This window comes from Cupriavidus sp. P-10 (assembly GCF_003402535.2).
Taxonomy (GTDB): Bacteria; Pseudomonadota; Gammaproteobacteria; order Burkholderiales; family Burkholderiaceae; genus Cupriavidus.
This window is the reverse complement of record NZ_AP025172.1, coordinates 667,142-690,501: the sequence shown is the minus strand read 5'-3', so window position 1 is coordinate 690,501 and position 23,360 is coordinate 667,142. Positions and strand designations below refer to the sequence as shown.

The 23,360-nt window shown below is 61.8% G+C and carries 19 protein-coding genes and 5 pseudogenes; 8 read left to right on the top strand and 16 right to left on the bottom strand.

All coding sequences use genetic code 11. The features are described from left to right. The first annotated feature begins 126 nt into the window (after positions 1–126). The 3 genes from CTP10_RS33140 (at position 127) to CTP10_RS33130 (ending at position 2,233) form a co-directional block, all read left to right on the top strand. The gene (locus tag CTP10_RS33140; protein ID WP_158577773.1) at positions 127–657 is read left to right on the top strand and encodes a helix-turn-helix transcriptional regulator; all 531 of its coding nucleotides are present in this window, start codon (positions 127–129) and stop codon (positions 655–657) included. Next, positions 654–1,112, top strand: coding sequence for a Cd(II)/Pb(II)-responsive transcriptional regulator (gene cadR, locus CTP10_RS33135; RefSeq protein ID WP_116323756.1), 459 nt, complete (start codon positions 654–656; stop codon positions 1,110–1,112). Before CTP10_RS33140 ends, cadR begins: the two co-directional genes overlap by 4 nt. Positions 1,113–1,651: 539 nt before the next feature. Beyond that, positions 1,652–2,233, top strand: coding sequence for an MAPEG family protein (locus tag CTP10_RS33130; protein WP_199414749.1), 582 nt, complete (start codon positions 1,652–1,654; stop codon positions 2,231–2,233). Positions 2,234–2,307: 74 nt separating this feature from the next. Here the strand turns inward: CTP10_RS33130 and CTP10_RS33125 are convergent, their stop codons facing one another. The 5 genes and pseudogenes from CTP10_RS33125 to CTP10_RS33105 form a co-directional block, all read right to left on the bottom strand. Then, positions 2,308–3,042: a cytochrome c biogenesis CcdA family protein gene (locus tag CTP10_RS33125; protein WP_233528468.1), complete on the bottom strand. Its 735-nt coding sequence runs from the start codon at positions 3,040–3,042 to the stop codon at positions 2,308–2,310. Positions 3,043–3,115: 73 nt separating this feature from the next. Beyond that, positions 3,116–4,060 (bottom strand): annotated as a pseudogene (gene ccsA / locus CTP10_RS33120) (cytochrome c biogenesis protein CcsA). Between the two features lie 130 nt (positions 4,061–4,190). After that, a pseudogene (locus CTP10_RS33115) lies at positions 4,191–4,439 on the bottom strand (TlpA disulfide reductase family protein); the annotation flags it as partial. Between the two features lie 725 nt (positions 4,440–5,164). Continuing rightward, positions 5,165–5,653 (bottom strand): protein-disulfide reductase DsbD N-terminal domain-containing protein, encoded by a 489-nt coding sequence (locus CTP10_RS33110; protein ID WP_116323760.1) that lies wholly within the window; start codon positions 5,651–5,653, stop codon positions 5,165–5,167. Then, positions 5,581–6,759, bottom strand: a complete 1,179-nt coding sequence (locus CTP10_RS33105; RefSeq protein WP_116323761.1) for a dihydrolipoyl dehydrogenase family protein — start codon at positions 6,757–6,759, stop codon at positions 5,581–5,583. Before CTP10_RS33105 ends, CTP10_RS33110 begins: the two co-directional genes overlap by 73 nt. Positions 6,760–6,851: 92 nt before the next feature. On the opposite strand from CTP10_RS33105, the gene CTP10_RS33100 reads away from it, so the two are divergent. The 3 genes and pseudogenes from CTP10_RS33100 to CTP10_RS33090 all read left to right on the top strand — a co-directional run bounded on the left by CTP10_RS33100 (position 6,852) and on the right by CTP10_RS33090 (position 11,295). Then, positions 6,852–7,952 carry an IS5 family transposase gene (locus CTP10_RS33100; protein WP_116323762.1) on the top strand — a complete coding sequence of 367 codons (1,101 nt, stop codon included), beginning with the start codon at positions 6,852–6,854 and terminating at the stop codon, positions 7,950–7,952. Between the two features lie 783 nt (positions 7,953–8,735). Further along, on the top strand, positions 8,736–10,235 hold the full coding sequence (gene ltrA / locus CTP10_RS33095) for a group II intron reverse transcriptase/maturase (RefSeq protein WP_271816191.1): 1,500 nt from the start codon (positions 8,736–8,738) through the stop codon (positions 10,233–10,235). A gap of 44 nt (positions 10,236–10,279) precedes the next feature. Further along, positions 10,280–11,295, top strand: a pseudogene (locus CTP10_RS33090) (IS110 family transposase). A gap of 404 nt (positions 11,296–11,699) precedes the next feature. Here CTP10_RS33090 and CTP10_RS33085 read toward each other — a convergent pair. The 3 genes and pseudogenes from CTP10_RS33085 to CTP10_RS33075 form a co-directional block, all read right to left on the bottom strand. After that, positions 11,700–11,876, bottom strand: a pseudogene (locus CTP10_RS33085) (FAD-dependent oxidoreductase); the annotation flags it as partial. Between the two features lie 517 nt (positions 11,877–12,393). Further along, positions 12,394–12,684, bottom strand: coding sequence for a DUF5666 domain-containing protein (locus CTP10_RS33080; protein ID WP_147316354.1), 291 nt, complete (start codon positions 12,682–12,684; stop codon positions 12,394–12,396). 329 nt (positions 12,685–13,013) lie between these two features. Continuing rightward, positions 13,014–13,613, bottom strand: coding sequence for a phosphatase PAP2 family protein (locus CTP10_RS33075; protein ID WP_116323981.1), 600 nt, complete (start codon positions 13,611–13,613; stop codon positions 13,014–13,016). 335 nt (positions 13,614–13,948) lie between these two features. On the opposite strand from CTP10_RS33075, the gene CTP10_RS33070 reads away from it, so the two are divergent. Beyond that, the gene (locus CTP10_RS33070) at positions 13,949–15,874 is read left to right on the top strand and encodes an FTR1 family protein (protein WP_116323982.1); all 1,926 of its coding nucleotides are present in this window, start codon (positions 13,949–13,951) and stop codon (positions 15,872–15,874) included. 469 nt (positions 15,875–16,343) lie between these two features. Here CTP10_RS33070 and CTP10_RS33065 read toward each other — a convergent pair whose 3' ends face one another. From CTP10_RS33065 to merT, 5 genes are all read right to left on the bottom strand, one after another. Beyond that, positions 16,344–16,514 carry a hypothetical protein gene (locus tag CTP10_RS33065; protein ID WP_233528497.1) on the bottom strand — a complete coding sequence of 57 codons (171 nt, stop codon included), beginning with the start codon at positions 16,512–16,514 and terminating at the stop codon, positions 16,344–16,346. A gap of 69 nt (positions 16,515–16,583) precedes the next feature. After that, the gene (merA, locus tag CTP10_RS33060; protein ID WP_116323984.1) at positions 16,584–18,269 is read right to left on the bottom strand and encodes a mercury(II) reductase; all 1,686 of its coding nucleotides are present in this window, start codon (positions 18,267–18,269) and stop codon (positions 16,584–16,586) included. Positions 18,270–18,309: 40 nt separating this feature from the next. Next, the gene (gene merC, locus CTP10_RS33055) at positions 18,310–18,669 is read right to left on the bottom strand and encodes an organomercurial transporter MerC (RefSeq protein ID WP_233528498.1); all 360 of its coding nucleotides are present in this window, start codon (positions 18,667–18,669) and stop codon (positions 18,310–18,312) included. Between the two features lie 75 nt (positions 18,670–18,744). Beyond that, positions 18,745–19,017, bottom strand: coding sequence for a mercury resistance system periplasmic binding protein MerP (merP, locus tag CTP10_RS33050; RefSeq protein ID WP_116323985.1), 273 nt, complete (start codon positions 19,015–19,017; stop codon positions 18,745–18,747). Positions 19,018–19,030: 13 nt separating this feature from the next. Then, positions 19,031–19,381 carry a mercuric ion transporter MerT gene (merT, locus tag CTP10_RS33045; RefSeq protein WP_116323986.1) on the bottom strand — a complete coding sequence of 117 codons (351 nt, stop codon included), beginning with the start codon at positions 19,379–19,381 and terminating at the stop codon, positions 19,031–19,033. 71 nt (positions 19,382–19,452) lie between these two features. On the opposite strand from merT, the gene merR reads away from it, so the two are divergent. Beyond that, entirely contained in the window at positions 19,453–19,878 is a 426-nt protein-coding gene (gene merR / locus CTP10_RS33040; RefSeq protein ID WP_116323987.1) for an Hg(II)-responsive transcriptional regulator, read from the top strand. 107 nt (positions 19,879–19,985) lie between these two features. Here the strand turns inward: merR and tnpC are convergent, their stop codons facing one another. The 3 genes and pseudogenes from tnpC to CTP10_RS33025 all read right to left on the bottom strand — a co-directional run bounded on the left by tnpC (position 19,986) and on the right by CTP10_RS33025 (position 23,084). Next, positions 19,986–20,324, bottom strand: a complete 339-nt coding sequence (tnpC, locus tag CTP10_RS33035; RefSeq protein ID WP_116323988.1) for a Tn3 family transposase post-transcriptional regulator TnpC — start codon at positions 20,322–20,324, stop codon at positions 19,986–19,988. Continuing rightward, positions 20,317–21,918, bottom strand: a pseudogene (locus CTP10_RS33030) (transposase). Before CTP10_RS33030 ends, tnpC begins: the two are co-directional and overlap by 8 nt. Positions 21,919–22,544: 626 nt before the next feature. After that, positions 22,545–23,084: a DUF4158 domain-containing protein gene (locus tag CTP10_RS33025; RefSeq protein ID WP_233528499.1), complete on the bottom strand. Its 540-nt coding sequence runs from the start codon at positions 23,082–23,084 to the stop codon at positions 22,545–22,547. Between the last annotated feature and the right edge of the window lie 276 nt (positions 23,085–23,360).

Here is a 23,360-nt window from a genome sequence, read left to right as displayed (position 1 = left end):
GCGCGAGGGCATTTTCTTCCCGCCGGGGTTCAACATCGTATCGTAGCGGCCGAAGCGGTTCGCATGGTGTTTCTCGACCCGACTATGCACAGCGTTTCCCCTTCTGGCCGTGGGCCCGCAGCCGCAATGGCCCCGATCGCCATGCAGGTAGATATGCTGGAAGATGAGCTGGACCGCTGGCTGCGAGGCGCGATGCCGCCAGAAGCAGCGAACGTCTCACACCCTGCCACGGAAGCCACACGGTGGGCATCGATCCTCCAATGGCTGGAATCGGCGTTGGAGGGACCCGTACACGTCGCACATGCCGCCGACGCCGTAGGCCTGTCGTCCTCCCGCTTCATGCATTGGTTCGCGGAGGCGAGCGGACTGTCGTTCCGCGCGTATGTGCGTTGGTTGCGCCTGCAGCGTGCGGTGCGCACCCTCTCCGATGGTTGCACGCTCACCGAGGCTGCTCATCTCGCCGGCTTTGCCGACAGTGCGCATCTGACGCGCACCTTCGTGTCCACATTCGGAGTTCGGCCAGCGGCCCTGCGCGGCGCTCGGATTGTTTGTACGTCACAGTCCAAACCACCACTCACACTGCATGGGCTTGAATTTGTCGACACCACCCTGCATGGAAGGCGTCAGATACAAAGCTTGCAAGAGGGAATATCATGAAAATCGGCCAACTCGCTCACGCCGCCGGCACGACTGTGGAGACCATCCGTTTCTACGAACAGGAGGGCTTGTTGCCGGCACCTGCCCGCTCCTCCGGGAATTTCCGAATCTATGCTTCCGAGCATGTGGAACGCCTGGCATTTGTCCGGCATTGCCGCTCGCTGGACATGACCTTGAATGAGATTCGGGTACTGCTTCGCTTCAAGGATGCGCCACACGAGGACTGCGGCGAAGTCAACGTCCTGCTGGATGGTCACATCGCACACGTGGAACACCGGGTTCAAGAGCTGAGGGCATTGGAACGTGACCTGAAGCAATTGCGCGGCCAATGCGGCCACTCTCGCGAGGCAAGGGACTGTGGCATTCTTGAAGGCCTCGCGAAAACCGCCCACAAGGCACCGCATTTGAAGGTTGACGAGACCGGTGACCATGGGATGCCTGGGCTCGCCAGTTGAGCCCAGTCATAGAATATTCTCAGCTCGAAGCGAGCTGATATCACTGGCCCACCGGCATCGCTTCGTTAGGGCCAAACATGAAATCAGAGGGTAGCAGGTACGCGTGGAAAAGGTCATCATTTTCTTAACGCCCCGCCAAAATGAGAGCTGTTATTACCATCCAAAAGTCCCCGCGCTCCCGGTTCGTGATCGCGGGCGTGATCGCCGGCGTGACGCGGGCGTGAGCGGCCGGGTGGTGGTCAGGACTGTTGGCGGAACAACTGCTGCAGTGCGTCGGAAGCCTGGTTCGCCATGTTGGCGACGAACTGGCTGTGAAACAGGAATTCGTGTGTACGCACCCTCAGCTTTAACATCTCCAGGTGCTGCAGCGGTTGGAACCGCGCCTCGACGAGCGGTGACCTTGTCGGCAGACCCTGGACCCGTGTGCTGGCACCGCCGGGGCCAACTCGCTGCAAGGCTTGCTCGAATCGGGTCCATGGGCAATGGGAATTCTAGGGACGCCAACACAGGAAAGAACCGCAACAAAGAGAGGTTGTCATATGTCGGAGAAAGACGCAGCCTCGCCGGCCGATGGCGCTGGCATTGACTTGGCCGACGAGCAGCGTCGAATCCTAAGGAATGCCGCGATGGCCGCCGGGCTGTGCGGCGGAGTCATCGCCGGTGCCTGCTACCTCCTGCCTCGCTTCTTTGCGCCTCCCGAGTCATTGGCAGAACGCATCGCCTTCGCTTTGCAGGCCGACGTGTTCGTGCTCATCTGGTTGGTCATCGCTGCAAGGATGGTGTCGTCCGGCCGATTCCACTCGGCGGCGGACAACCGCGGCTCCGCCTTCTCTCCTCCCAGTCGCCGCATCGCGATCAAAGTCGCGTTCCTGCAGAACACCTTGGAGCAAGCGGTCATGGCGGTGGGGGGCCATATGGCACTTGCGTCGTTGCTGGGTGGCCCGGCGCTGTTCTCCATTCCGGCAGCTGTGGCGCTGTTCGGCGTAGGCCGGATGGCCTTCCTGAGGGGCTATCCCAAGGGTGCCGGGGCACGCACCTTTGGCATGGCCACGACGGCGATCCCAACAGTTGCGGGATTTGTGTGGGCGATCGGTCTGGTGGTTCTCAACATCTTGGGTTGAGCGGCGACTCATCTCGGAGCCATGCGCACGTCGAGTCAGTTTGCAATGCTGAGCGCGCCGTCGCCCCCTCCTTCTCACCCCACTTGGCCCAGGCGAGGAAAGGCGCGCAGAAGCCAAAACGAGAAATCTGCCAAGTGGCCGGTCACCATCGCCACGCCCATCGCGACCATCACGGCGCCGGCCACCAGGTGCAAGGGACGGCTGATACGGCGCAAGATGGCTTGCCGCTGCAACAGCTTGCCGGTGAAGACGGCCGCAAGCAGGAACGGCACGCCCAGCCCGGCCGAGTACACCGCGAGCAGCCCCGGGCCGGCAACCCGCTCCGACACCGCCGCCACGGTGAGAATGGCACCGAGGACCGGTCCGATGCACGGTGTCCAACCGAAGCCGAACGCGAGCCCCAGCAGGAAGGCGGCGATCGGCCTCCCACCCGGTAGCTGGAGGTGAAAGCGGAGGTCGCGTTGCAGCCAGCCGAGCTGGCTTCCAAAACCAAGCATGAACAGGCCGAAGAAAGCGACCAGCACACCACCCGCTGCGGTGGCCTGCTGCCGGTACTGCAGCAGCACCTGTCCGGCCAACGAAGCGGCTGTGCCCAGAGCGACGAAGACGCATGAGAAGCCCGCGACGAACAACAATGCAAGGCCGAGGTTGGCTGCTGACCCGGGCATAGGCGCATCTGCCCCAGGCAGCGACTGCCCCGCGATGTAGGAGACGTAGCCGGGCACCAGCGGCAGCACGCACGGCGACAGGAAAGATGCCATCCTCGCCGCGAAGGCCGAGGCGATGCTCAAACTGTTGGTATCGAACACGATGAGGAGGAAGCGAAACGTCTATGCGACCCGCGTACTTGTGGAGCGCAAGCCCATTCTGGCACCGGGGACTTCACAGCTCGCCATAGGAGTGCAGCCCCGAGAGGAACATGTTGACGCCGAGGAACGCGAACGATGTGACCGCCAATCCGACCAAGGCCCACCATGCAGCCATGCCACCAGCCAGGCCCTTCACGAGACGCATGTGCAGCCAGGCTGCGTAGTTCAGCCACACGATCAGCGCCCAGGTTTCCTTGGGGTCCCAGCTCCAGTAGCCGCCCCAGGCTTCTGCAGCCCAAAACGCACCGAGGATGGTAGCAATCGTGAAGAAGGCAAAGCCGACCGCTATGGCCTTGTACATTAAGTCATCCAACACCTCGAAAGATGGCAAGCGCTGCGCCACCACGCGCCTGGCGGCAATGATGGCCCCGGCCAGCAGCGCGCCAACGCCGAAATACAGGCCCCAATAGCTGCTGACGGCGGTCTTGCGGAAGACCAGGGGTTCCAGGCAAAGCACGCGGACCATGGTACCGACCAGCGCCATGAACACCGAGGCCCAGGCAAGCCCCGAGCCGATCTTTCAAGGCCCCGTTCTCGGCCTGCTTGGACGTGAAAAATCCGATCCAGTAGAACAAGGTGCTCATCATCACTAAACACCGCCATCCAAAGGATCGCGCTCTGACTGGACAAGAAGTACCGAAGCAGGAACATCTGTTCGCCGCGGGCCAGCTCGGCTCCAAAGTCATCCGTCGCGCCGCTGTAGAGCAAGATGGCAGCAGATACTGGCCAGCGTGACGCCGGCCGCCAGCGCGCGCAGCGGACGCCAGAACCAGACGAGCGCAATCGCCGCCGGGGTGAGCGTGATCAGGATGCCCTTTTCGTAGACATCCATGGCGTCGAAGTACCGGGCGAATGCAAAGAGCGTCGCCAGCAGTATCCCGCCTGCGGCGGCCCAGTCGAGCGCTGACCGTTCGGCGAAGTAGCCCTTGCGCCCACTGGAGATCGTCGTGGTGTTCATGGCTTTCCTTGCTGCGGACAAAGTCCAGCGCCTCCTGGCTGTCCCACTCTGCCGTGCCCGTCAGGCGCCCCAGTTCACGTCCCTGTCGATCGATCAACAAGGTCGTCGGCACGCCGACCGTCCCGAGGGTGAACCCGGCGGTGCCGGTCGGGTCCTGGAAGATGCGCAGATGGTGGATGCCGACCTGCGAATAGAAGGACTTCACCTCGGCAAGTCCCTTTGCGTCCTTGTCGATGGACAACGCCACCACCTCGAAGTCGGACCCACCGAGCTTCGCCTGCAAGCGGTCCAGAGATGGGATCTCCTGCCTGCATGGCGGACACCAAGTCGCCCAGATGTTCAGCAGCACGACCTTGCCTCGCAGATCGTCTAGCTTCATCGAAGCGCCATCACCCGTATTGAACGAGACGCTGGCCGCCTGCTTCGCTTTGGAGTGCATGACGAACCTGAGGGGGCCTGTTTGGCTCGCGCCAGACAAACCTTCGAAATGGCGCAGGAAAAAGCCTGCTGCCACTGCGGCAACCAGGACGATGAGAACGGTGCACAGTCGGCGCCTTGTTCTCTCGACCATCTCGTTTACCTGACCTTCCACTGCAACAGCTGCCTCGGCTGCGCACCGATCGATGAAGCCGCGCACATTGATGCGCGGACGAAAGAGCCAATTACAAAGTCCGTAGCGTGCAGTGTCAAGAGGCCATCTGCCTGCCGACTGTTATTACTGTGCAGAATCTCAATCTCGACCTTGCTGGTGTTCACCGGATCACGATGGATGGGCCGGCGCGGTCGTGCAGGGCAGCATCGAGCGGCGGGTGCATAAAAAATGTCTGCGGGCTGACCGCAATCAGCTTTGCCAGCCCTCTCATGTCGATGCTTATTGATGTTTCCGAAATTCACGATAACGTTTCTTGCTTGTCGTTCCCGCGCAGGCGGAAACCCAGTGACTATAAAGACGCTGGGTTCCCGCCTGCGCGGGAATGACGGTGGTTGTTTTTGCGCTGTCGCGAATTAGGGAAAGCTCAATAGCTTGCGCACGGCGGGGCGTCGACGGACCGGCGAACGCTCCATCAACTCATCAGAGGCATCGAGCCAACCGGTTACGGTGAATCAGGGCAGCCGGATCGGAAACTCCGTTTGCGTCGGCGGGTAACACACCCCCAGCCGTCCGTTGCAGCCTTGATAGAACACGACTACCGAAAGTGAAGCGGGAACACCGGCGGCGCGCTCCAGCGCAAGCGTCACCTGGACGGGCTGTGTGTACACCTCTGTCTCGCCGAAGAAAGGATCCTGCTTCTTTGTCCCTTTCGGCAATGCGACGGGCCCCAGTCGGGCACCCTTGGCGTTCTTGGCCGCGAAACGGACCGTCTTGCGGTACAGGTAGTGCTCGGGTGCCGGAGTCAGCGTAGCGATGACGGTCTTGCCGTCGACCACCTCGACCTTGATCTGGAAGGCTTTCTCAGGGGGCAAAGGCTCTGAAGGATCGGAGCGCCCCAGAACCTTGTCCAAAAGGCCGGCGCTGGCATTCACGGACACCAGGGCCAGACACAGTGCGACGGCGCCGCCGAGGCGGAAGACGTTCGCTCGATTCTTCTGCATGCTCGGGCCTCTCCCAGGTTGTCACACATGCAGGGCGCGGCCCGCGACTGCGAGGGCGGCCTCCTTGAGCGCCTCCGGCAGCGTGGGATGCGCATGACAAGCCATGGCGATGTCTTCGGCCGACGCCCGAAACTCCATCGCCAACACCGCCTCGTGGTCGCCTCCTTCAGCATCTCTTCGGTTTGCCCCACGGAGCCCACCTCCGGCCACGTGTAGATCACCGCTGGGATGGCGTTGTAGTTCAGGTGCCGGTGTTGCCCGGCCAATTGCTCCAACAGCGCAATGCCTTCTTCGGACGCCTTGTGCGCCAGCATGGCGCCGCCGATGACGTAGACGCCCTCGACGCTCGTGCGGAAACCTTTGTCCACGAGGATCTGACCATTCGGATCGGCCCTGACGCCACGTGCATCAAGCCCCAGACCCTCGGTGTGGGGCCGCCGCCCGACTGCGACCAGGACGCGATCCGCCGTCAACGCCTCACGGGGATCGTCGGCGGCGGGTTCGATTTCGAGGGCGACATGATCCTGCTCCAGCCGGGCAGCGAGAACCTTCTGACCGAGGCGGAATTTGAAGCCTTTGCGCTGAAGGGCCTTGTGCAACTGGGCCGCCAGCTCCCCGTCCATGTCGGGCGTGATGCGGTCGAGGTACTCGACGACCGTCACTTCCGCGCCGAGCCGCCGCCAGACGGAACCCAACACCAGGTCGATGTAGCCAGCACCAATCACGACCAAGTGATCCGGCACCCGGTCGAACGACAACGCTCCCGTGGACGAGATGATCCGCCGCTCGTCAACCTGGATTCCAGGCAACGAGGCGCTGTGCGGCCCTGTCGCGATGACGATGCAGCGGCCCTGCACCCGGCGGACCTCGGCCCTTCCGCTGAGCGCCACCTCGACCGTTTGGGGATCGATCAGCCGGCCTCGACAGACCAGGCGCGTCACGCCGTTCTTCTTGAAGAGGTAGTCAATTCCCTTGCCCAAATCATCGACGACAGATTCCTTGTGCCCCAGCAGCCGACGCAGGTCGACACTCAGTTCCTTGAACAGGATGCCGTGCTCGCCGAACTGGTGCTGGGCAGCGGCATAACGCTCGCTGGGTTCCAGCAAGGCCTTAGCAGGCCGCTGAAATACCTCGAGCGGACGTCAGCGCGACGACTAACTAAAGCGTTGATTTGAGGACCCCATCCAACCCTACTTTCATGCGCGGCGCAGACACCTTCACCGAGAGTTTGTTCACTATGCGGAGGCTCGATGATTTCGTGCCGAAGTCCCACCCGCTGCGCTCAGTCCGCACCATGGCCAACCAGGCGCTGGTGAAGATGGACCGGTTGTTTGCGCAGATGTACGAGGCCGATATCAAGGGTGGCCGGCCCAGCATCGCGCCGGAGAAATTGCTGCGGGCCATGCTGCTGCAGGTGCTCTACAGCATTCGCTCCGAACGTCAGCTCATGGAGCAGACGCACTACAACTTGCTTTTTCGCTGGTTCATCGGGCTGTCGATGGACGACCCAGTTTGGGTGCCGACGGTGTTCACCAAGAACCGCGAACGGCTGATCAAGCATGATGCGGTCATCGAGTTTTTCAACGAGGTGCTGGCCATCGCGCAGAAGAAGAACTGGCTGTCGGGCGAGCACTTCAGCGTCGACGGCACGCTGATTCAGGCGTGGGCAGGCCACAAAAGCTTCGTGCGCAAGGACGGCGGCGACAAGGACGATAGCGACGACGGAAACTTCAAAGGTCGCAAGCGCAGCAACGACACGCACGAGTCCAAGACCGATCCCGATGCCAGGCTGTACCGCAAGGGCAAGACTGCGAGTGAACTGCGCTACATGGGCCATACCCTGAGCGACAACCGCCACGGCCTGGTGGTGAGCGCCATGGTGACCAATGCGGACGGACACGCCGAGCGCGAGGCCGCAAAGGTCATGCTCAACGATGCCAGGCAGGTGACTGAAGACCTGGATGTGGAAGTCACCGTGGGCGCGGACAAGGGCTATGACGCGCAGGAGTTCATTGAGGCTTGCCTGGAGATGAAGGTGACGCCTCACGTGGCGCAAAACACCTCGGGGCGGCGCTCGGCCGTTCCTGATGCCATTGCTCGCAGCGTCGGTTATGCCATCTCGCAGCAGAAACGCAAGCTCATCGAACAGGGCTTTGGGTGGGCGAAGACCGTGGGGCGCATGCGCCAGGTAATGGTGCGCGGAGTAAAGAAGGTCGACCAAATGTTTGTGCTGAGCATGGCCGCCTACAACCTCGTGCGCATGCGCTCGCTGGGACAAATCCGTCCGCAGTTGCAGTAATCAATGAAATGAACGCGTCCCACCCGTGAATGTGAGAGCAAAGAAAGGTGGATCCTCACGGGCCTATGGCCTCGATGTGCGAAGGGTGGAAAATGGAGGCATTTCCCAGGCAACCGGAGAATCCAGTGGTCAATCGTACAGCAGTCGGTGTGGACATCGCGAAGAACGTGTTCGTGCGACCTGCAAGTCGCCTGAATTTCTGTTTCACAGGAGAACGTATGGCCTGACGAAACCGGTTGTTCCATCAACCGTTCCCTACCCAGACATGCGGAGCCGGTAACAGCTCGGTGTGAAGCTCTGGGGACAACGTAGCCGCCGGATAACCGGTACGCCCAGCCGCGAGGCGAAGCGGAATCTGCCAGCACGAAGGCGGAGAGGAGCAAGGGATGAGTGGGTACGACCAACATATGTGAACTTCTGATAAACGTCGTGATCTTTGACAAGCCAAACGTGCTGACAGGCTTGAACCAAAACGGTATGCGGTGAGGAGTGGTCTTTGAATACTGGGCCACCATGGACAACCAGCCGCCGGCGAAGAGGAAGGGTCCGCCCCGCTCGGAGATTCATGCGGAACAGGGTAAGCCCATCATGCTGCCGGTGACGGCAGGCGAACCGTAAGGAACGCTGTTGGCGTGGTGGGTAAAGGAACGCGGAGAAAGCGAACGCCCGGCTGTAATGGCCGGGATACGGGCTGCAACATTGCCCGACACGAAAGTGGGCAGACTTCCGCAGGGTCATTCATGGCGAGAGAACCTTGACTAATCGTTATACGAGGGAAAGCAGATGACGGCGTACGATGCGAAAGTGTCGGGAGCTGGTGCGTCCTCGCACGCTGCACAGATGTGGGATCAGGCGAACTGGCCGCACATTGAGGCAGAGGTGAAACGGCTTCAGGTGCGTATCGCCAAGGTGGTCCGGGAAGGCCGATGGGGCAAGGTGAAAGCCTTGCAACGTCTGCTGACCCGCTCGCATAGCGGCAAGATGTTGGCCGTGAAGCGTGTGACGGAAAATCGCGGTAAGAGGACGCCGGGGGTGGACGGCAGGATATGGTCGTCCCCGGCGGCCAGATGGAGCGGAATGGTGTCGCTACGTCATCGCGGCTATCGGGCGATGCCGCTGCGGCGGGTTTACATTCCCAAGAGTAACGGCAAGAAGCGTCCGTTAGGAATTCCTTGTATGCGGTGCCGGGCGATGCAGGCTTTATGGAAGCTCGCTCTGGAACCCGTCGCGGAGACTCTGGCGGATGCCAATTCCTACGGCTTTCGGTCCGGACGCTCGACCGCCGATGCCATCGAGCAGTGCTTCAACGTTCTGGCTAAGCGTGCCTCGCCAGAATGGGTTCTGGAGGGTGACATTCGAGGCTGTTTCGACAACTTCAGTCATTCCTGGTTCCTGGAGAACGTACCGATGGATAAGGGGGTTCTGCGAAAGTGGCTTCAGGCCGGATATATCGATGAGGGAACTCTGTTCGAGTCGCGGGCGGGTACACCCCAAGGGGGTGTCATCTCGCCCGTAATCGCGAATATGGCGCTGGATGGGCTTGAAGCGGCAATCCATGCAAGTGTAGGAACATCCAAACTTGCTCGCAGCAAGGCTCAGCTCAACGTCGTCCGTTATGCCGATGACTTTTTGGTGACTGGCGTGTCGAGAGATGTGCTGGAATCCCGGGTGCTTCCCGCGGTCAGGCAGTTTATGGCCGCCCGAGGTCTGGAACTCTCGGAAGAGAAGACCAGGATCACCAACATAGCGGAGGGTTTCGATTTCCTTGGCCAAAACGTGCGCAAGTACGGCGGCAAACTGCTGATCAAGCCAGCGAAGAAAAGTATCAAATCGCTGCTCGACAAGGTCAGGGAAGTCATCAAGGACAACGCGAGTGTCACCCAAGAGGCGTTGATCCGTAGGCTGACCCCGATCATTCGGGGTTGGGCTATGTATCATCGCCACGTCGTGGCAAAAGCGACCTTCTCAACGATCGACTCGCACATCTGGCACCTGCTCTGGAAGTGGGCAAGACGTAGGCACCCCACGAAAGGAGCCCGGTGGGTCAGGAAACGTTACTTCCGGTGTGACGGACATCGGTCCTGGGATTTTGCAACGAAGGGTTCGACCGAGGATGACACCTGCGGCCTGCAACTCTTCCGCGCAGCGACGGTCGCCATCCAGCGCCACATCAAAATCCGGGGACTGGCTAATCCGTTTGATCCGGCATGGGACATCTACCTTGCCCGCCGTCGAACCGCGAAACGTTCCGCCGGGCTGTCCGGTGCCACCCAATGGCGCTGAAGAAATGGCTTGAGCCGGATGCGGGGCGACCTGCACGTCCGGTTCTGAGGGGGCGGCGGCGCAGTAATGCGTCGCTGCTACCCGACCAAGTGCACTACGTCGATCAGGAAACTGGCGAGATCGTGAACAAGCCGATCAAGCGGGCGAAGTTCCTTGAGTACTTCACGAATCGTACTCCGTGCCTGATCGGAATGGAAGCTTGTGGCGGAGCGCACCACTGGGCCCGTCAACTGATGAAGATGGGCCACGAGGTAAGACTGATGCCTGCGGAGTTCGTCAAAGCGTTCAACATCGGGAACAAGACCGACGCTGCGGATGCCCGGGCGATCTGGCTGGCTGTGCAGCAACCCGGCAAGCCCGTAGCGGTGAAGACGGAGATGCAGCAGGCAATGCTGGGGCTGCACCGGATGCGTGAGCAGTTGGTGAAGTTCCGCACGATGCAGATCAACGGACTGCGCGGACTCCTGACGGAGTACGGTGAGGTAATGAGCAAAGGACGTACAGCCTTGGACAAGGGGATACCGGAAGTTCTGTGCCGACTCGCACAGCGCTTGCCTGGTGCGTTGGTAGACACGCTACGCGAACAGTGGAACGGGTTGGCCGAGCTCGACAAGCAGGTGGCCGAGATCGAACGCCGTATGCGCGAGTGGAAGAAGGAAGACGAGGCCGTAAAGGCAATCAGCGAGATTCCCGGCGTGGGCCTGCTGACGGCCACGGCGGCGGTCGCGATGTGGGCGATCCGAAAGCATTCCGCTCGGGTCGGGAATTCGCGGCGTGGGCAGGCTTGGTGCCCAAGCAGACCGGCTCGGGCGGCAAGGTGGATTTACACGGCATCAGCAAGAGAGGTGATACATACCTCCGCACGTTACTGATTCACGGCGCACGCAGTGCGCTGACGCACGCGAAAGAGCCGGGACCGTGGGTCGAGCAGATCAGCAAGCGTCGCCCGCGCAATGTTGTGATCGTTGCGCTGGCCAACAAAATGGCACGGACGATCTGGGCCGTGCTGGCCCATGGCCGGCAGTATCAGAAGGGCTACGTGAGCGTGAAGCCGGCATGAATGGCTAGCTCGATGTAGAAGATAAACGTCTAACGCAAGGGTGAACGTCGAAAGGTTGCGCAGCAATCGAGTGTGATGACAGTCAGGTAGGACCTGGGACTTGCAAAACCTGTATTACCGCAAGAGCTTCGAGCTCGTGTAATCAATGAGGAGCGAGTCCGCGGATTTCATAGGGGCCCGCAGCGGGCAGTAGCGGCTGCAACAAGGCCGAATATACAGCTGCAACCCATCCTGTCAGTTTGAACACACGAAAACTGTTGCAAAGGGACGCGTTCATATACGCGGTAATGAGGCCGAAAATGGGCGCCAAAACGCGGAAAAAGTCGATGCAGTGACGCACGGCTTCCGGATTGTGAAAAATAGCGCCCCCCGGCCTTGCGGGGGGAGCCTCATCGCTTGGGCGGTGAGTACTTCAGCAGCCTGTTAGAGGGAATGCAGCCGACGTTGCGGCACGTGCCGCCGAGCCTTGGCCGCTCCTCGACGTAAGCCACTTTCATTCCAAGTTGTGCGCCGCGCTGGGCAGCCTGGTAGCCCCTTGGGCCGCCACCGACGACTACCACATCGAACGCTTGTTGTTCCATGGTTCCGCGTTGAGAGTCCGTACTGCCTTTGCATTTTGGACCCTGTAGCGGGTGCAGTGTCAAGCAACTCCGCGGTCAGCACCTTGGTGCTCACGCAGGCGAAAGTCGGCGGGCCTCCCGGGCGTTGACGCTGAAGCCGACGAGAGACCCCAGGAGCACGGCGACCAGGCAAGGAGGTTTCTACGGTCGGATAAATGCCCGGCCTCCCGGCAAAGGCAGCCAAGCAATCGGCGTTGGAGCCAAACGTCCGCTCCACGTCGACCAAGAGCACTTATTCCGGGCCTCGAGCGCCGCTTCTAGGGGCTCATAGTAGCTGGCTTGGAGCACTGGCACATGCGACAAACGAACCGCACGTGCGCGCCGCCCTTTCCGACCTGAACGCGTTGGCACCGCCACGGAGGCTGCGCTGGCGAAGACGCTGCCCCCGCGGTGGCCCGCGATGCGAACTGTCATCCTGACGGCACAGCTTCTCAGTGCTCACCCCGCCCATCGCAGGCTGCGGGTCGACGTTAGTCAATTAGTCCTCCCTGTCGATCTCATGCGCGACTTTACGACCATTCTTCTCATGAACGTCGACCTCAAGTCGGTCTCCGATTTTGATGTCCTCAAAGCGGGTCAGTCCATCGTCGTACTTCGTATCGGCGTCGACATAAATTGTCTGACCCTTGATGACGAAGCTCCTCGCCTTGTTATCGATCCTGTCGACGACACCCTCAACGTCATCGGAATGCGCCAGCGCCACCGAGCTCACCAGCGCACTCACAGCAAAAAACAGGGTCCGCATCGTTGATCGTGCATTTTGTTTCATTGCGACCTCCTCATGTAACTCGATTGCTTGCATTGTCACCACCAAATCCGGCACACCTTGATGAGTCGTCTGGTGACATGAACCGTCCCTTGCTTACTGCTCGCACGCAGCGTGCCAGCCACAGGAAAACTGGGAGATTGAGATCCGCCTTGAGCGCGAAGGCGACCCTTGCGCCAATATCGAGCGGTGCGCCGAGGCAAAACAGCCCGTTGGGAAGCCAAAAATAGCCCGTCGCAACACCCCGGCACACCACGCAAACAGCGAATCGCGTACGGAGCGACGTTGTTGCAGACACCATGGAATGGTTGCACTCCTCACCTGTTACCCTGTTACTCCGACGCGACGATCCTCGGTACGTTAAGCAGGCCCTGCAATAACCGGCTCGAAACAGCCAAGCTGCCGAGCGCTATCATCCAGCCCACCAAGACGTCCGCCGGGAAGTGCATGCCTGCGGCCAAACGCGACCAGCCGACCAGCGCCACATAGGCAATTAGAGCCAGCCGCCAGCGCGCGCGGACCATCGGCCATAACGCACCAGCAACCAGAGCGGCATACGTGGAATGTCCACTCGGCAGGCTGTAGTGCGTTTCGATCGGACCGATTGAATGCCACAGGTGGCCGAACACGGCAGCCGGCCTCGGAAAATCGAATAGCAACTTTGATAGTCCAACTACAGCAAACGCAATCCCGAATGCGGCTACGAATCGAGCCAACTGAGCGCGGAGCGCTACCGATGGGTCTACCTCCGCGGTTGTTCTTGACCAGACCCAAAAGCCAGCCATGACCGCAGGCGCGGTCCAATAGTTGCCCAGCACGTAGCTAGACAGCTTGGCCAGAGGCAAGAGCATTGCCGGCGTGCCTTCATTGACCAGTAGGAAGAGCTCTCGATTCCAGCCGCCCCAGTCGTAGAGAACAGTCGTCGAACTCATCGAATCAGCACCTCTGTCCCTTGGATGCCACCATCCGGAGAGGGCTTGGGCTACGCTGTGTATGCGATTGCATCCCTCGCATCGTGCGCACAACTGCGCTCAGCGCAAGCCCACACGAGCAAGTTGCCGGAAAGCCCCATCGGTTTGTGTTGAACTTACTCAAGGCAGGTCACCAGTATTGATTAACGCTACTAGTTAACAGCCTCTAGCGGCTATAGAGTCAAGCGCGATTCCGCACTGCGCCCTTCGCGAAAGACGGGCCCATCGCGCAAACGATATGAATTACAATCATTCGCATTTACCCGCAAAATTGCCGCCTGCCCGGCGTGTTCCTCATGCAAGCCCTGCGCATCTTCTCCCTCGTTCTAATTTCCTGGGTGCTTTCCGTTTCGACGTTGAGCGCTGAGCCCTTATCAACACAAGACAAAGCCAAGCAAGTCTGGCAATTGCTGGACTACCTTGCCGTTGACTATGGCGGTTCAGTCAAAGATAGCCGCGTCACCAACGAGGCTGAATATGTTGAGATGCAAGAGTTCGCCCAGACGATCGAGCGACAGCTAGGCGAACTGCCGCCAGGACCGACCTCCGAACAACTAAGCAAGGAAGCTGGCGCATTGCGTTTGTCCATCGCAGCGAAGGCCTCGCCAGAAAGTGTCGCCGAACAGGCTCGGACGTTGGCCAGCGGAGTCCTCGCAGCCTACCCTATCCCTATGGCCCCGAGCAAAGCGCCTGATTTGCAGAAAGGCGCCAAGCTCTATCAAAGCCAGTGCGCGTCCTGTCACGGCGTATCCGGTAACGCGGACGGCCCGCTTGCAGCAAAACTCAACCCGCCCCCGATTGCGCTGGCCGACCACGCACGCGCGCAGGAACGCAGCATCTTTGCCCTGCAACAGATCATCACGCGCGGCGTGGAGGGAACATCGATGCCGGGCTTTGCCCATCTCTCCGAAGACGACCGATGGGCCCTTGCCTATTTTGCTTCGACGCTGTCTTATTCAAAGGCTGACCGCCAGGCAGGCGCCAAGCTTTGGACAGCTGAGCCGGGACTCCGCGCGGCGGTTCCCACGCTCGACAAGCTTAGCCAGACCTCGGAGGCGGCTCTTGCTAAATCGGTTGGCGCACAGACTGCTCGTGATGGCTTGGCGTACCTGCGTAGCTCACCCGATGTATTAGCCGCATCGACCACCGACAGCCTCTCGATCGCCAAGACCAAGCTGAAGGAAAGTGTCGCTGCGCTGGACATGGGAGACACGCGAGTCGCCTCACAACTGGCTTTGTCCGCGTATCTCGATGGGTTCGAACCAGTTGAGCCTGCGTTGGCAGCCAAGAGCCATACTCTCTCCCTGGATATCGAGAAGACGATGGGCCTCTATCGCAATGCTGTGGCGAATGGCCAGACAGAGCGCGCGCATGACATCGCAACGCGGCTGCAGTCAAAGCTCGATGAGGCACAGGAAGCGCTCGCCGGCACCAATGACGCTGTCTCGACCTTCCTTGGCGCCTTTACGATTCTGCTTCGTGAAGGGCTTGAAGCGCTGTTGGTGGTCGTGGCGATGCTGGCGTTCCTGAAAAAGGCCAATCGCACTGACGTCCTTCCTTATGTTCACGCGGGTTGGATCACCGCGCTGGGAGCCGGTGGATTGACGTGGGCGGTCGCCACCTATGTTGTCGATCTGAGCGGCGCAAGTCGTGAAATGACCGAAGGCTTCTCCGCCGTCTTCGCGGCGGTCGTCCTCCTCGGCGTTGGCATGTGGATGCACCAGAAGAGTCTGGCGGGACGCTGGCAATCGTACGTGAAGGAGAAGCTGTCGTCGGCATTGAACAGGAAGTCGGCGTTTATGCTCTTCCTGCTATCGTTCGTTACGGTCTACCGGGAAGTATTTGAGACGGTGCTCTTCTACGCGGCTCTGTGGTCCGATGGCAACGGTGCCTATATGCTCGCCGGACTCGGTTCCGGTATTGCTGTGCTGGGAGTGATCGCGATAGTTCTCCTGCGATCCACAGCTCGTTTGCCGATTCGCCAGTTTTTTTCGTTCAGTTCCGCCTTGGTTGGTGTGCTTGCCGTCGTCCTGATCGGCAAGGGCGTCGCCGCACTACAGAAAGTCGGCTTGTTGCAGGTGACGCCGCTCTCAATGCCGCGCATCGATGTCTTGGGTGTCTACCCCTCTGTGCAAACCATTGCCGCGCAAGTGGCCATTCTCCTCATCATCATTGCCAGCGTGACCTATAACCTGCGATCGCAACGTACCGCGAGGATGTGAGCCCCTGTTAGGCGCAAAGCTTTTGTTCGTCGGCGAGGAAGGCAGCCTTCCTCGGCCGGTAGCCTGCGCGAGCATCGCGAAAGCATCGTGCGCTTTCAACGGACTGAAGCCGATCGAAGCTATCGCGAGACAGCTCTGAAATTGGCACTTTGAGGGAATTGCCAGGAGATACCACACGACGCCGTTACAGATGGCAACGGCGTGTGGGCCGGCGATGGGACAAACAAAATTGCGCCTCGGGCGCGATGCCCAGCCGCTCCCCGTTGGATAGCGCAGACTTCGACCGCTGCGGCGTTGTCTGGCTGGCTCGCTACCTTTCTAGGCAGCCTGGCGCATGGGGATTGCTTCACCCGGGCGCGCGCGTGAGCAGCAAGGCGGGTATCGACCAATCCTCCCGATACCCGCAACGCGACAAGGCACCGGCCAGTCAGGCGACCCACCGTCCCGGCGAGGCGGCGCCGTGCCCAGGTCAGGCGCCGTCGCTGAAGGTGTCTCGCGAGCCTACGGCGTGGCTTCCATCGGTGAACGGAATGCGCGTGCCCATCGTATGCGCCCCAGCGGTAAACGTATCACGCGGCGAACTCATGCCGGCGTGCGCGATACCCGCGGCGCTGCCAAGGGTTGCCACGGTCAGTGCCACAAGGGCAGTCTCCTTCAACGTCCGCATTATGTTCTGGTGGTTGCCCGCCTCGAATGCTCCCCATTCTCCTCATCCGGCACAACAGGATAGCTGGCTCACGTCTTTACTGAACGTCTGCGCCGCGAGCTTCAGGCCCTCGACCATTGTCAGGTACGGGAACAACTGGTCTGCCAGCTCCTGCACGGTCATCCGCGCCCGGATCGCCAATGCTGCCGTCTGGATCAGTTCGCCCGCTTCCGGCGCCACCGCCTGCACGCCGATCAAGCGGTCCGATCCTGCGTCGACGACCAGCTTGATGAAGCCGCGCGTGTCGAAATTGGCGAGCGCGCGCGGCACGTTGTCGAGCGTCAGCAGCCGGCTATCGGTCTCGATGCCGTCGTGGTGCGCTTCCGCCTCGCCGTAGCCCACGGTGGCGACCTGCGGGTCGGTGAACACGACCGCAGGCACGGCGCTCAGATCAAGCGCGGCATCGCCTCCGGTCATATTGATCGCCGCGCGTGAGCCGGCCGCGGCGGCCACGTAAACGAATTGCGGCTGGTTGGTGCAGTCGCCGGCGGCGTAGATGTGTTGCGCGGTGGTGCGCATGCCATTGTCGATGACGATGGCGCCCTGCGCGTTGACCGTCACCCCCGCCGCCTCCAGTGCCAGCTCACGCGTGTTGGGGGCGCGGCCGGTAGCGACCAGCAACTGGTCGGCGCGGATTTCGCCGTGCCCGGTGGTGAGCACGAATTCGCCGTTCGCGTAGGCTACATGGCTGGCCTGCGTGTGTTCCAGCACCGTGATGTCCTCGACGCGGAAGGCGGCCGTGACGGCCTCGCCGATCGCCGGGTCCTCGCGGAAGAGCAGCCTGCTGCGTGCCAGGATCTTGACCTGACTGCCGAGCCGGGCAAAGGCCTGCGCCAGCTCCACCGCTACCACCGACGAGCCGATCACGGCCAGCCGCTTGGGCAGAGTGGCGCTGGCCAGCGCCTCGTTCGAGGTCCAGTAGGGGGTGTCCTTCAGGCCGGGGATCGGCGGCACGGCCGCGCTGGCGCCAGTGGCGATCAGGCAGCGGTCAAAGGCCACCTCGCGCTCGCCGCCCGCGGCCAGGTGCACGCTCAGGGTATGCCCGTTCTGGAAGTGGACCTCGCCGCGCAGCACCGTGATGGCCGGCGTGCTGGCCAGGATGCCTTCGTACTTGGCGTGGCGCAGTTCCTCCACGCGCGCCTGCTGCTGGGCGAGCAGGCGCGCGCGCACGATCGCCGGCGGCGTGGCCTGGATGCCGTTGTCGAACGGGCTTGCGCGGCGCAGGTGGGCCACGTGGGCCGCACGGATCATGATCTTGGACGGCACGCAGCCGACGTTGACGCAGGTACCGCCGATGGTGCCGCGCTCGATCAGGGTCACTTGCGCACCTTGCTCGACGGCCTTGAGTGCCGCCGCCATCGCGGCGCCGCCGCTGCCGATGACGGCGATGCGCAGCGCAACGGCGCTCTCCCCGCCCTTGTCACCGCCACCCAGCCAGCCCAGCGCCTTGTCAAGGAGCCCGCCTTGCTTTTCTGCGGGTGGCGCCTCGGCGAGCATGGCCCGGTAGCCGAGTCCGGCCACGGCTGCGATCAGCGCACCCGGCGAGGTGCCGGGCTCGGTAGCAATCTGCGCCGTGCCCTTCGGGTAGGACACGAGCGCCGACCGCACGCCCGGCACTTTTTCCAAGACGTCCTTGACGTGCGCGGCGCACGAATCGCAGGTCATGCCAGTAATCTTCAAGTGGGTCATGCCACAGTTCCTTGTTTCGTTTCAGCAGCGGCCAACGCGGCTATCCGCGCTTGGCCGGTAGTTCACAGGTGTCCGGTGCGCCGCAACGCTTGGCTGGCGCGACGAAATCCCAGATCGATACCCCGACCATAAAGGCCAGGCCGACATAGAGCAGCGCTTCGCTGCGCCAGCCAACCGTCAAATAGACCGCAGCCAGCACCAGGAGTGGGCCGATCACGCCGAGCGCGGTTCGTTGCCACTGCCGATGGTTAAGCCAGGCGGTCGCATTGGCGAGCAGCGCGATGCCGGCGAACACTGGCAGCAGGACGCTAATGAACAGTCCCTCGTACTGGCTCAGGAAGCCCAGGCCGATGGCCGCGCCCAGGCCGGCGATGGCGGGAAAACAACTCGCGCAACCCATCGCCTAGACGATGCTGCCGAGGCCCCCCGCTTTGTTGACCACGCGCGTGATCCGTCCCAAAGCCTCACCCCGGGCTTACCGCTTGACGCTGGACGGATAGCCCGCGTTCTCGGTCGCCTTGGTCAGTTCCTGCACACTGGTCTTCGCATCATCGAAGGTGACGACGGCCTGGCGCTTTTCGAAGCCCACATCGGTCTTGCTCACGCCGTCGACCTTGGAAAGCGCTTTCTTGACCGTGATCGGGCAGCTCTCGCAGGTCATGCCCGGCACGGACAGCGTGACGGTTTGCATGGCGGCCCACGCGGGGGCAACGGCGGCGAGAGCGAGGGCGGCAAACAGCTTCTTCAAGGCGAACTCCTGATCAGTAGAAAAATGGCATCACGTAGGGAAATCCAAGCGCAACCAGAACCAGAAGGGCGACGACCCAGAAAATGAGCTTGTAGGTGGCGCGTACCTGCGGGATGGCGCAGGCCTCGCCTGGCTTGCAAATCTGCGCCGGGCGGAAAATGTGCCGCCAGCCAAAGAACAGCGCCACCAGCGCCGTGCCGATAAACAGGGGCCGATATGGCTCCAGTGCGGTCAGGTTACCGATCCAGGCTCCGCTGAAACCGAGCGCCACCAGCACCAGCGGCCCCAGGCAGCAGGTGGAGGCGAGGATGGCGGCGAGTCCGCCGGCGAAGAGGGCACGGCGCCCGCGTTGCGGTTCCGACATGCGCGGGTCCTTTCGAATCAGGAATGGATGATTTAAGCTTACTTCCGTACCGTTGTACGGAGTCAAGCAGGATGGGGCCTAATTTGGAGAGTTTGACCATTGGCGCCTTCGCCAAGGCGGCCGGGGTCAATGTGGAAACCATCCGGTTCTACCAGCGCAAGGGGTTGCTGCCGGAGCCGGACAAGCCTTATGGCAGCATCCGCCGCTATGGCGAAGCGGATGTGACGCGCGTGCGGTTCGTGAAAGCGGCCCAGCGGTTGGGATTCAGCCTGGAAGAAATCGGCGAGCTGCTTCGGCTGGAGGACGGCACCCATTGCGAGGAGGCCAGCAGCCTGGCCGGGCGCAAGCTCAATGACGTGCGCGCGAAGCTGGCCGACCTCAGACGCATGGAAGCCGTACTGGCCGAACTGGTGTGCGCCTGCCATGCCCGACAGGGCAACGTTTCCTGCCCGCTGATCGCGTCGCTGCAAGCGGGAAGAGTGCGCCAAAGGGCGTAGCGGACGCGGCTACGCTGCCCCGGCTCGTTCCGGCTTCTGTTCTGCCGCGTCGTCGCAGCCAGCCTCACATGCGCCGTCTCGACGGGCAAGCGACCTGGCCGAGTCAGCTATCGTCGCGGGGGCGAAGCGGCTCCAGCGCGCAGCGCTTGCACGGCGCGCTTGAGCAGCACGATCCAGTCGTCCAGTTCCTCTATGATGGCCTCGGCTTGGTCCACGAAGGTCGGGCCAGTGGTTGGATACGACAATGCGGCGCCGTTGATCAGAGTATGTGCCATGCCGTGCAAGCGCAGCAGATCGTCGCGCAGCCCGGCTGGCTCACAGCAACGTGCGCGGATCGCATCGAGTTGGTCCACCACGCGCAGGATGGTGGTCGTGTCGAACGTGTCCCGAAGCGCTTGCAACGCCTCGGTGTCGACCCTGCCGTAAGGGGTATCGGTATCAGGCATGGCGAGGCTTGCGGAAGGAATGGGCGGGAGCCGCAAAGAGGCTGTCGCGAATCCAGGCTTCCGGCACCCGTTCCAGGTTGAGTCTATAGTCGCCGAAGCGCTTGATGTTGCTGGTGAGGTAGGGACTCAGGAGGCCAATGGCGGCCACGTCGACCTTGATTCCTTCCTTCACCATCGCGCGCAGCGCCTGCATCATGTCCGCCGTGTTCTGCAGAATCACGGCCGAGGCGATCAGGTTGTTGTAGCGCAGGCGCTTCTGCTGCTCGTTGGGGTCGTTTTCGGCCAGCACGTCGCCGCCGAACGAGAACCATTTGGCAAAGCCATTGTAGGACTCGATCTTGTTGGTGGTGGCGGTGATCTCCTGGCGTAGTTCGCGGCTACCGATCCATTCGAGCAGGAACGCCGTGCGCACGACCTTGCCGAGTTCCTGCGCGGCCAGGAACAGGCGGTTGCGTCGGCTTTCCGAGCCGAACCTGCGCAGCAGGAGCGGCGAGGAGATTGTCCCGGCCTGGATCGACAGCGCTACCTGCATCAGGTCCTGCCAGTGAAAGGCGATCAGTTGCCAGTCCACGGTGTCCGAGAACAGCCGGTCGATGTGCTTGTATTTGGTATTGGCATCGGCACGATAAAGCTTCAGATCCTGCCAGTTGCGGATGCGCGGCATCAGCTTGATGCCCAGCAGATGCGTGAAGGCGAACACCGCGGCCGACTGGCCCTGGGTGTCGGCGTGCACGGTATGGGATTCGACGCTCAAGCCGGCCTTGAGCAGGCCCTCGATTACGTAGATGGCTTCCCACACGCCGGGCGGAATGAGATGCCGGAATACCGCGATGTAGTTGTCGGCCACGTGCCGGTAGGCCACCGCACCCATTTTGCGGTAGCGGAAGTGGTAGCCGGCCAGCAGGTTGTTGTCGTAGAAATCGTACTGGGTACCGTCAGCCGCGACGGTCTTGCCATCCCCCCAAGTGCTTGGGCAGGTCGAGCCGCAGATACAGCTCGATCATTCCCGCTGCGCGGTTTCGAGACGCTCCAGGCTCAGATGCCGGCGGTTGACGAACGACATCATTTGCGGCGTGACCCGATCCCCCATATGGCGGGCGGCCCTGGGTGGGCCCCAGGTTGCAGCCATGGCGAAGATGGTCAGCAGGTAGCGCTCGGCCGCATTGCGGATCTTGGGGTCGCTGCCGGAGAGCGGGCCGAAGTGCCGCGTGAAGTGGGTCCAGTGCTCGATGTTGGCCAGCACGTCCAGCAGATTGCGCGTCGGCATGCGCCGGATCGGCGCCTGTTGCAGGGCGATCGCGCTGGCCGGGATCTCCCTAGCGATCGTCCGCTTGAGCACGGGTTCGCCGTCCTGGCCGATGGTGACGTGCTGGCGCTTGTCGGGAAAACTGGCATCCAGCGTACGCGCCGTGTCGGTCAGCCATTGGCGTAGATGCACCACGAAGTCCTGCGCGTTGGCCGGCATGTCCAGCTTGGCGCAGTATTCGGGCAGGCGCCGTTCGCATTCGCGCCAGGGCAGCAGGTGGGCCCGGTAGTCAGCGAAGGCGTCGGATCCCACCACGCACAAGTCGCCGGAACGCAGCTCGTTGACCATATGCGAGAGTACGCACAGTTCCAGGTAGCGCCGGTTGGTGGGGGAACCCTGATCGTGGGGGCGGCGCACCAGCTTTCGCCAACGTTCCGAGGCGAAGCTCACATCGACGTCGGCGGCGATCCATTCGCGATGCAGGGATTCGTTGCCAAGCACCACCGCAAGTGCCGCCAGCAGCGTGCGCGATTGGCTGGTCGACTCCCATTCCAGCACCTGCGCCAGGCGCAGCATCACGGAGCGGTGCGCGCGGAAATGCCGCCATAGCAGCGGCAGGTAGTTGTTACCGCTGAAGGCCCGCACCTCGGCGCAGCTCTCGCGCAGCGGCTCCAAATCGCCGGACGGCGCGAGGAAGCGGCGCACCTGCCGGCCGATCAGCGCGTCGTCCTGGCCGTCGGCGACGATATCGACTACGCCGTCGAGCAACGTGACCAGCTTCTCCATCTGCGCGCGCTGCCGGGACTGGATGCGCTCCATCTCGTCGCGCGCCCGCTTGTGGATGGCGCCCATGCGACGGATGAACATCTCCGCGAGATCGTCGCGAGTGCGCACGCGCATATGGTTGATAAAAGCAACGATCAGCGTGTAGCGCTTCTCAGGCAGGACCTCCCGTAGATTGGCCGCGTCCAGGCTCATGGCCTGGCTGGCCAGGGAGCGCAAGCTTCGAGGCTGGCACGCCCGCGATTGCGCGATAGGGTGGAGAACGCTTGCAGCTCGACCTGGTGCAGGATCAGCGCATCGATGGTGACGTTGATGATGTCCACCTGCTGGTCCATCGTTTCCGCGGCTTCGCGCGCAGCACGGATCGTGACCTCGTTGGCATCGGTGCCAATATAGGGCTGGACGCCGAGAAATTCGCGCACCGCCGTGTAATGCCGGTACAGCGTGGGGGACAGCTTGCGGTCATAGCCAAACGCGGCATCTGGCGCCAGACCCGCGCTGGCGCGCACGTGGCCGATTACGACGACAGCAATGCTGTCCAGGTTGGGGAAGTAATGCAGTTGCTGGAAGACCTTCAGCAGCACCAGCAAGCCAAGTCGCGGACCTTGTCCACGGGTTGAGCGGGTGGCCCACTCCAGTTCCTCGGCATCCGGCGTGTAGCACGCCTGAAGCTCTTTGGTGGAGAACACCTTCGGGAAACGCGGGTAGGCGGTACGCTCGACGGTGGCCATACAGGATCTCCGCAATCTCTGAAAGGCCAGCCAGTCTAGCCGAGGACGAGGGCAAAATTCTAGACCATCGTTATAACTTCCGGGAATGTTTTTGCTTGTCTATATAACCTAATGGCTTATGATAGCCCATTGGCTGTATCTTGGCATGACCCCCTGCACGCACGGTGCCATGCCCAGTGCCAGGGTGTCGCCCATCGACCCGCTAGTTCGCGCAGCTATCGGGACTGCCCATCAGCATCCGCAGTCGATTATCTGGCAGCGTTGGTGGGTCCCGTA

Coding starts and splice junctions, on each gene's coding strand:
- CTP10_RS33140 (WP_158577773.1), top strand. CDS start 127: ATGGCCCCGATCGCCATGCAGGTAGATATGCTGGAAGATGAGCTGGAC.
- cadR (WP_116323756.1), top strand. CDS start 654: ATGAAAATCGGCCAACTCGCTCACGCCGCCGGCACGACTGTGGAGACC.
- CTP10_RS33130 (WP_199414749.1), top strand. CDS start 1,652: ATGTCGGAGAAAGACGCAGCCTCGCCGGCCGATGGCGCTGGCATTGAC.
- CTP10_RS33110 (WP_116323760.1), bottom strand. CDS start 5,653: ATGCAGAAGAATCGAGCGAACGTCTTCCGCCTCGGCGGCGCCGTCGCA.
- CTP10_RS33100 (WP_116323762.1), top strand. CDS start 6,852: ATGCGCGGCGCAGACACCTTCACCGAGAGTTTGTTCACTATGCGGAGG.
- ltrA (WP_271816191.1), top strand. CDS start 8,736: ATGACGGCGTACGATGCGAAAGTGTCGGGAGCTGGTGCGTCCTCGCAC.
- CTP10_RS33080 (WP_147316354.1), bottom strand. CDS start 12,684: ATGAAACAAAATGCACGATCAACGATGCGGACCCTGTTTTTTGCTGTG.
- CTP10_RS33075 (WP_116323981.1), bottom strand. CDS start 13,613: ATGAGTTCGACGACTGTTCTCTACGACTGGGGCGGCTGGAATCGAGAG.
- CTP10_RS33070 (WP_116323982.1), top strand. CDS start 13,949: ATGCAAGCCCTGCGCATCTTCTCCCTCGTTCTAATTTCCTGGGTGCTT.
- merA (WP_116323984.1), bottom strand. CDS start 18,269: ATGACCCACTTGAAGATTACTGGCATGACCTGCGATTCGTGCGCCGCG.
- merC (WP_233528498.1), bottom strand. CDS start 18,669: ATGGGTTGCGCGAGTTGTTTTCCCGCCATCGCCGGCCTGGGCGCGGCC.
- merT (WP_116323986.1), bottom strand. CDS start 19,381: ATGTCGGAACCGCAACGCGGGCGCCGTGCCCTCTTCGCCGGCGGACTC.
- merR (WP_116323987.1), top strand. CDS start 19,453: ATGGGGCCTAATTTGGAGAGTTTGACCATTGGCGCCTTCGCCAAGGCG.
- tnpC (WP_116323988.1), bottom strand. CDS start 20,324: ATGCCTGATACCGATACCCCTTACGGCAGGGTCGACACCGAGGCGTTG.
- CTP10_RS33025 (WP_233528499.1), bottom strand. CDS start 23,084: ATGGCCACCGTCGAGCGTACCGCCTACCCGCGTTTCCCGAAGGTGTTC.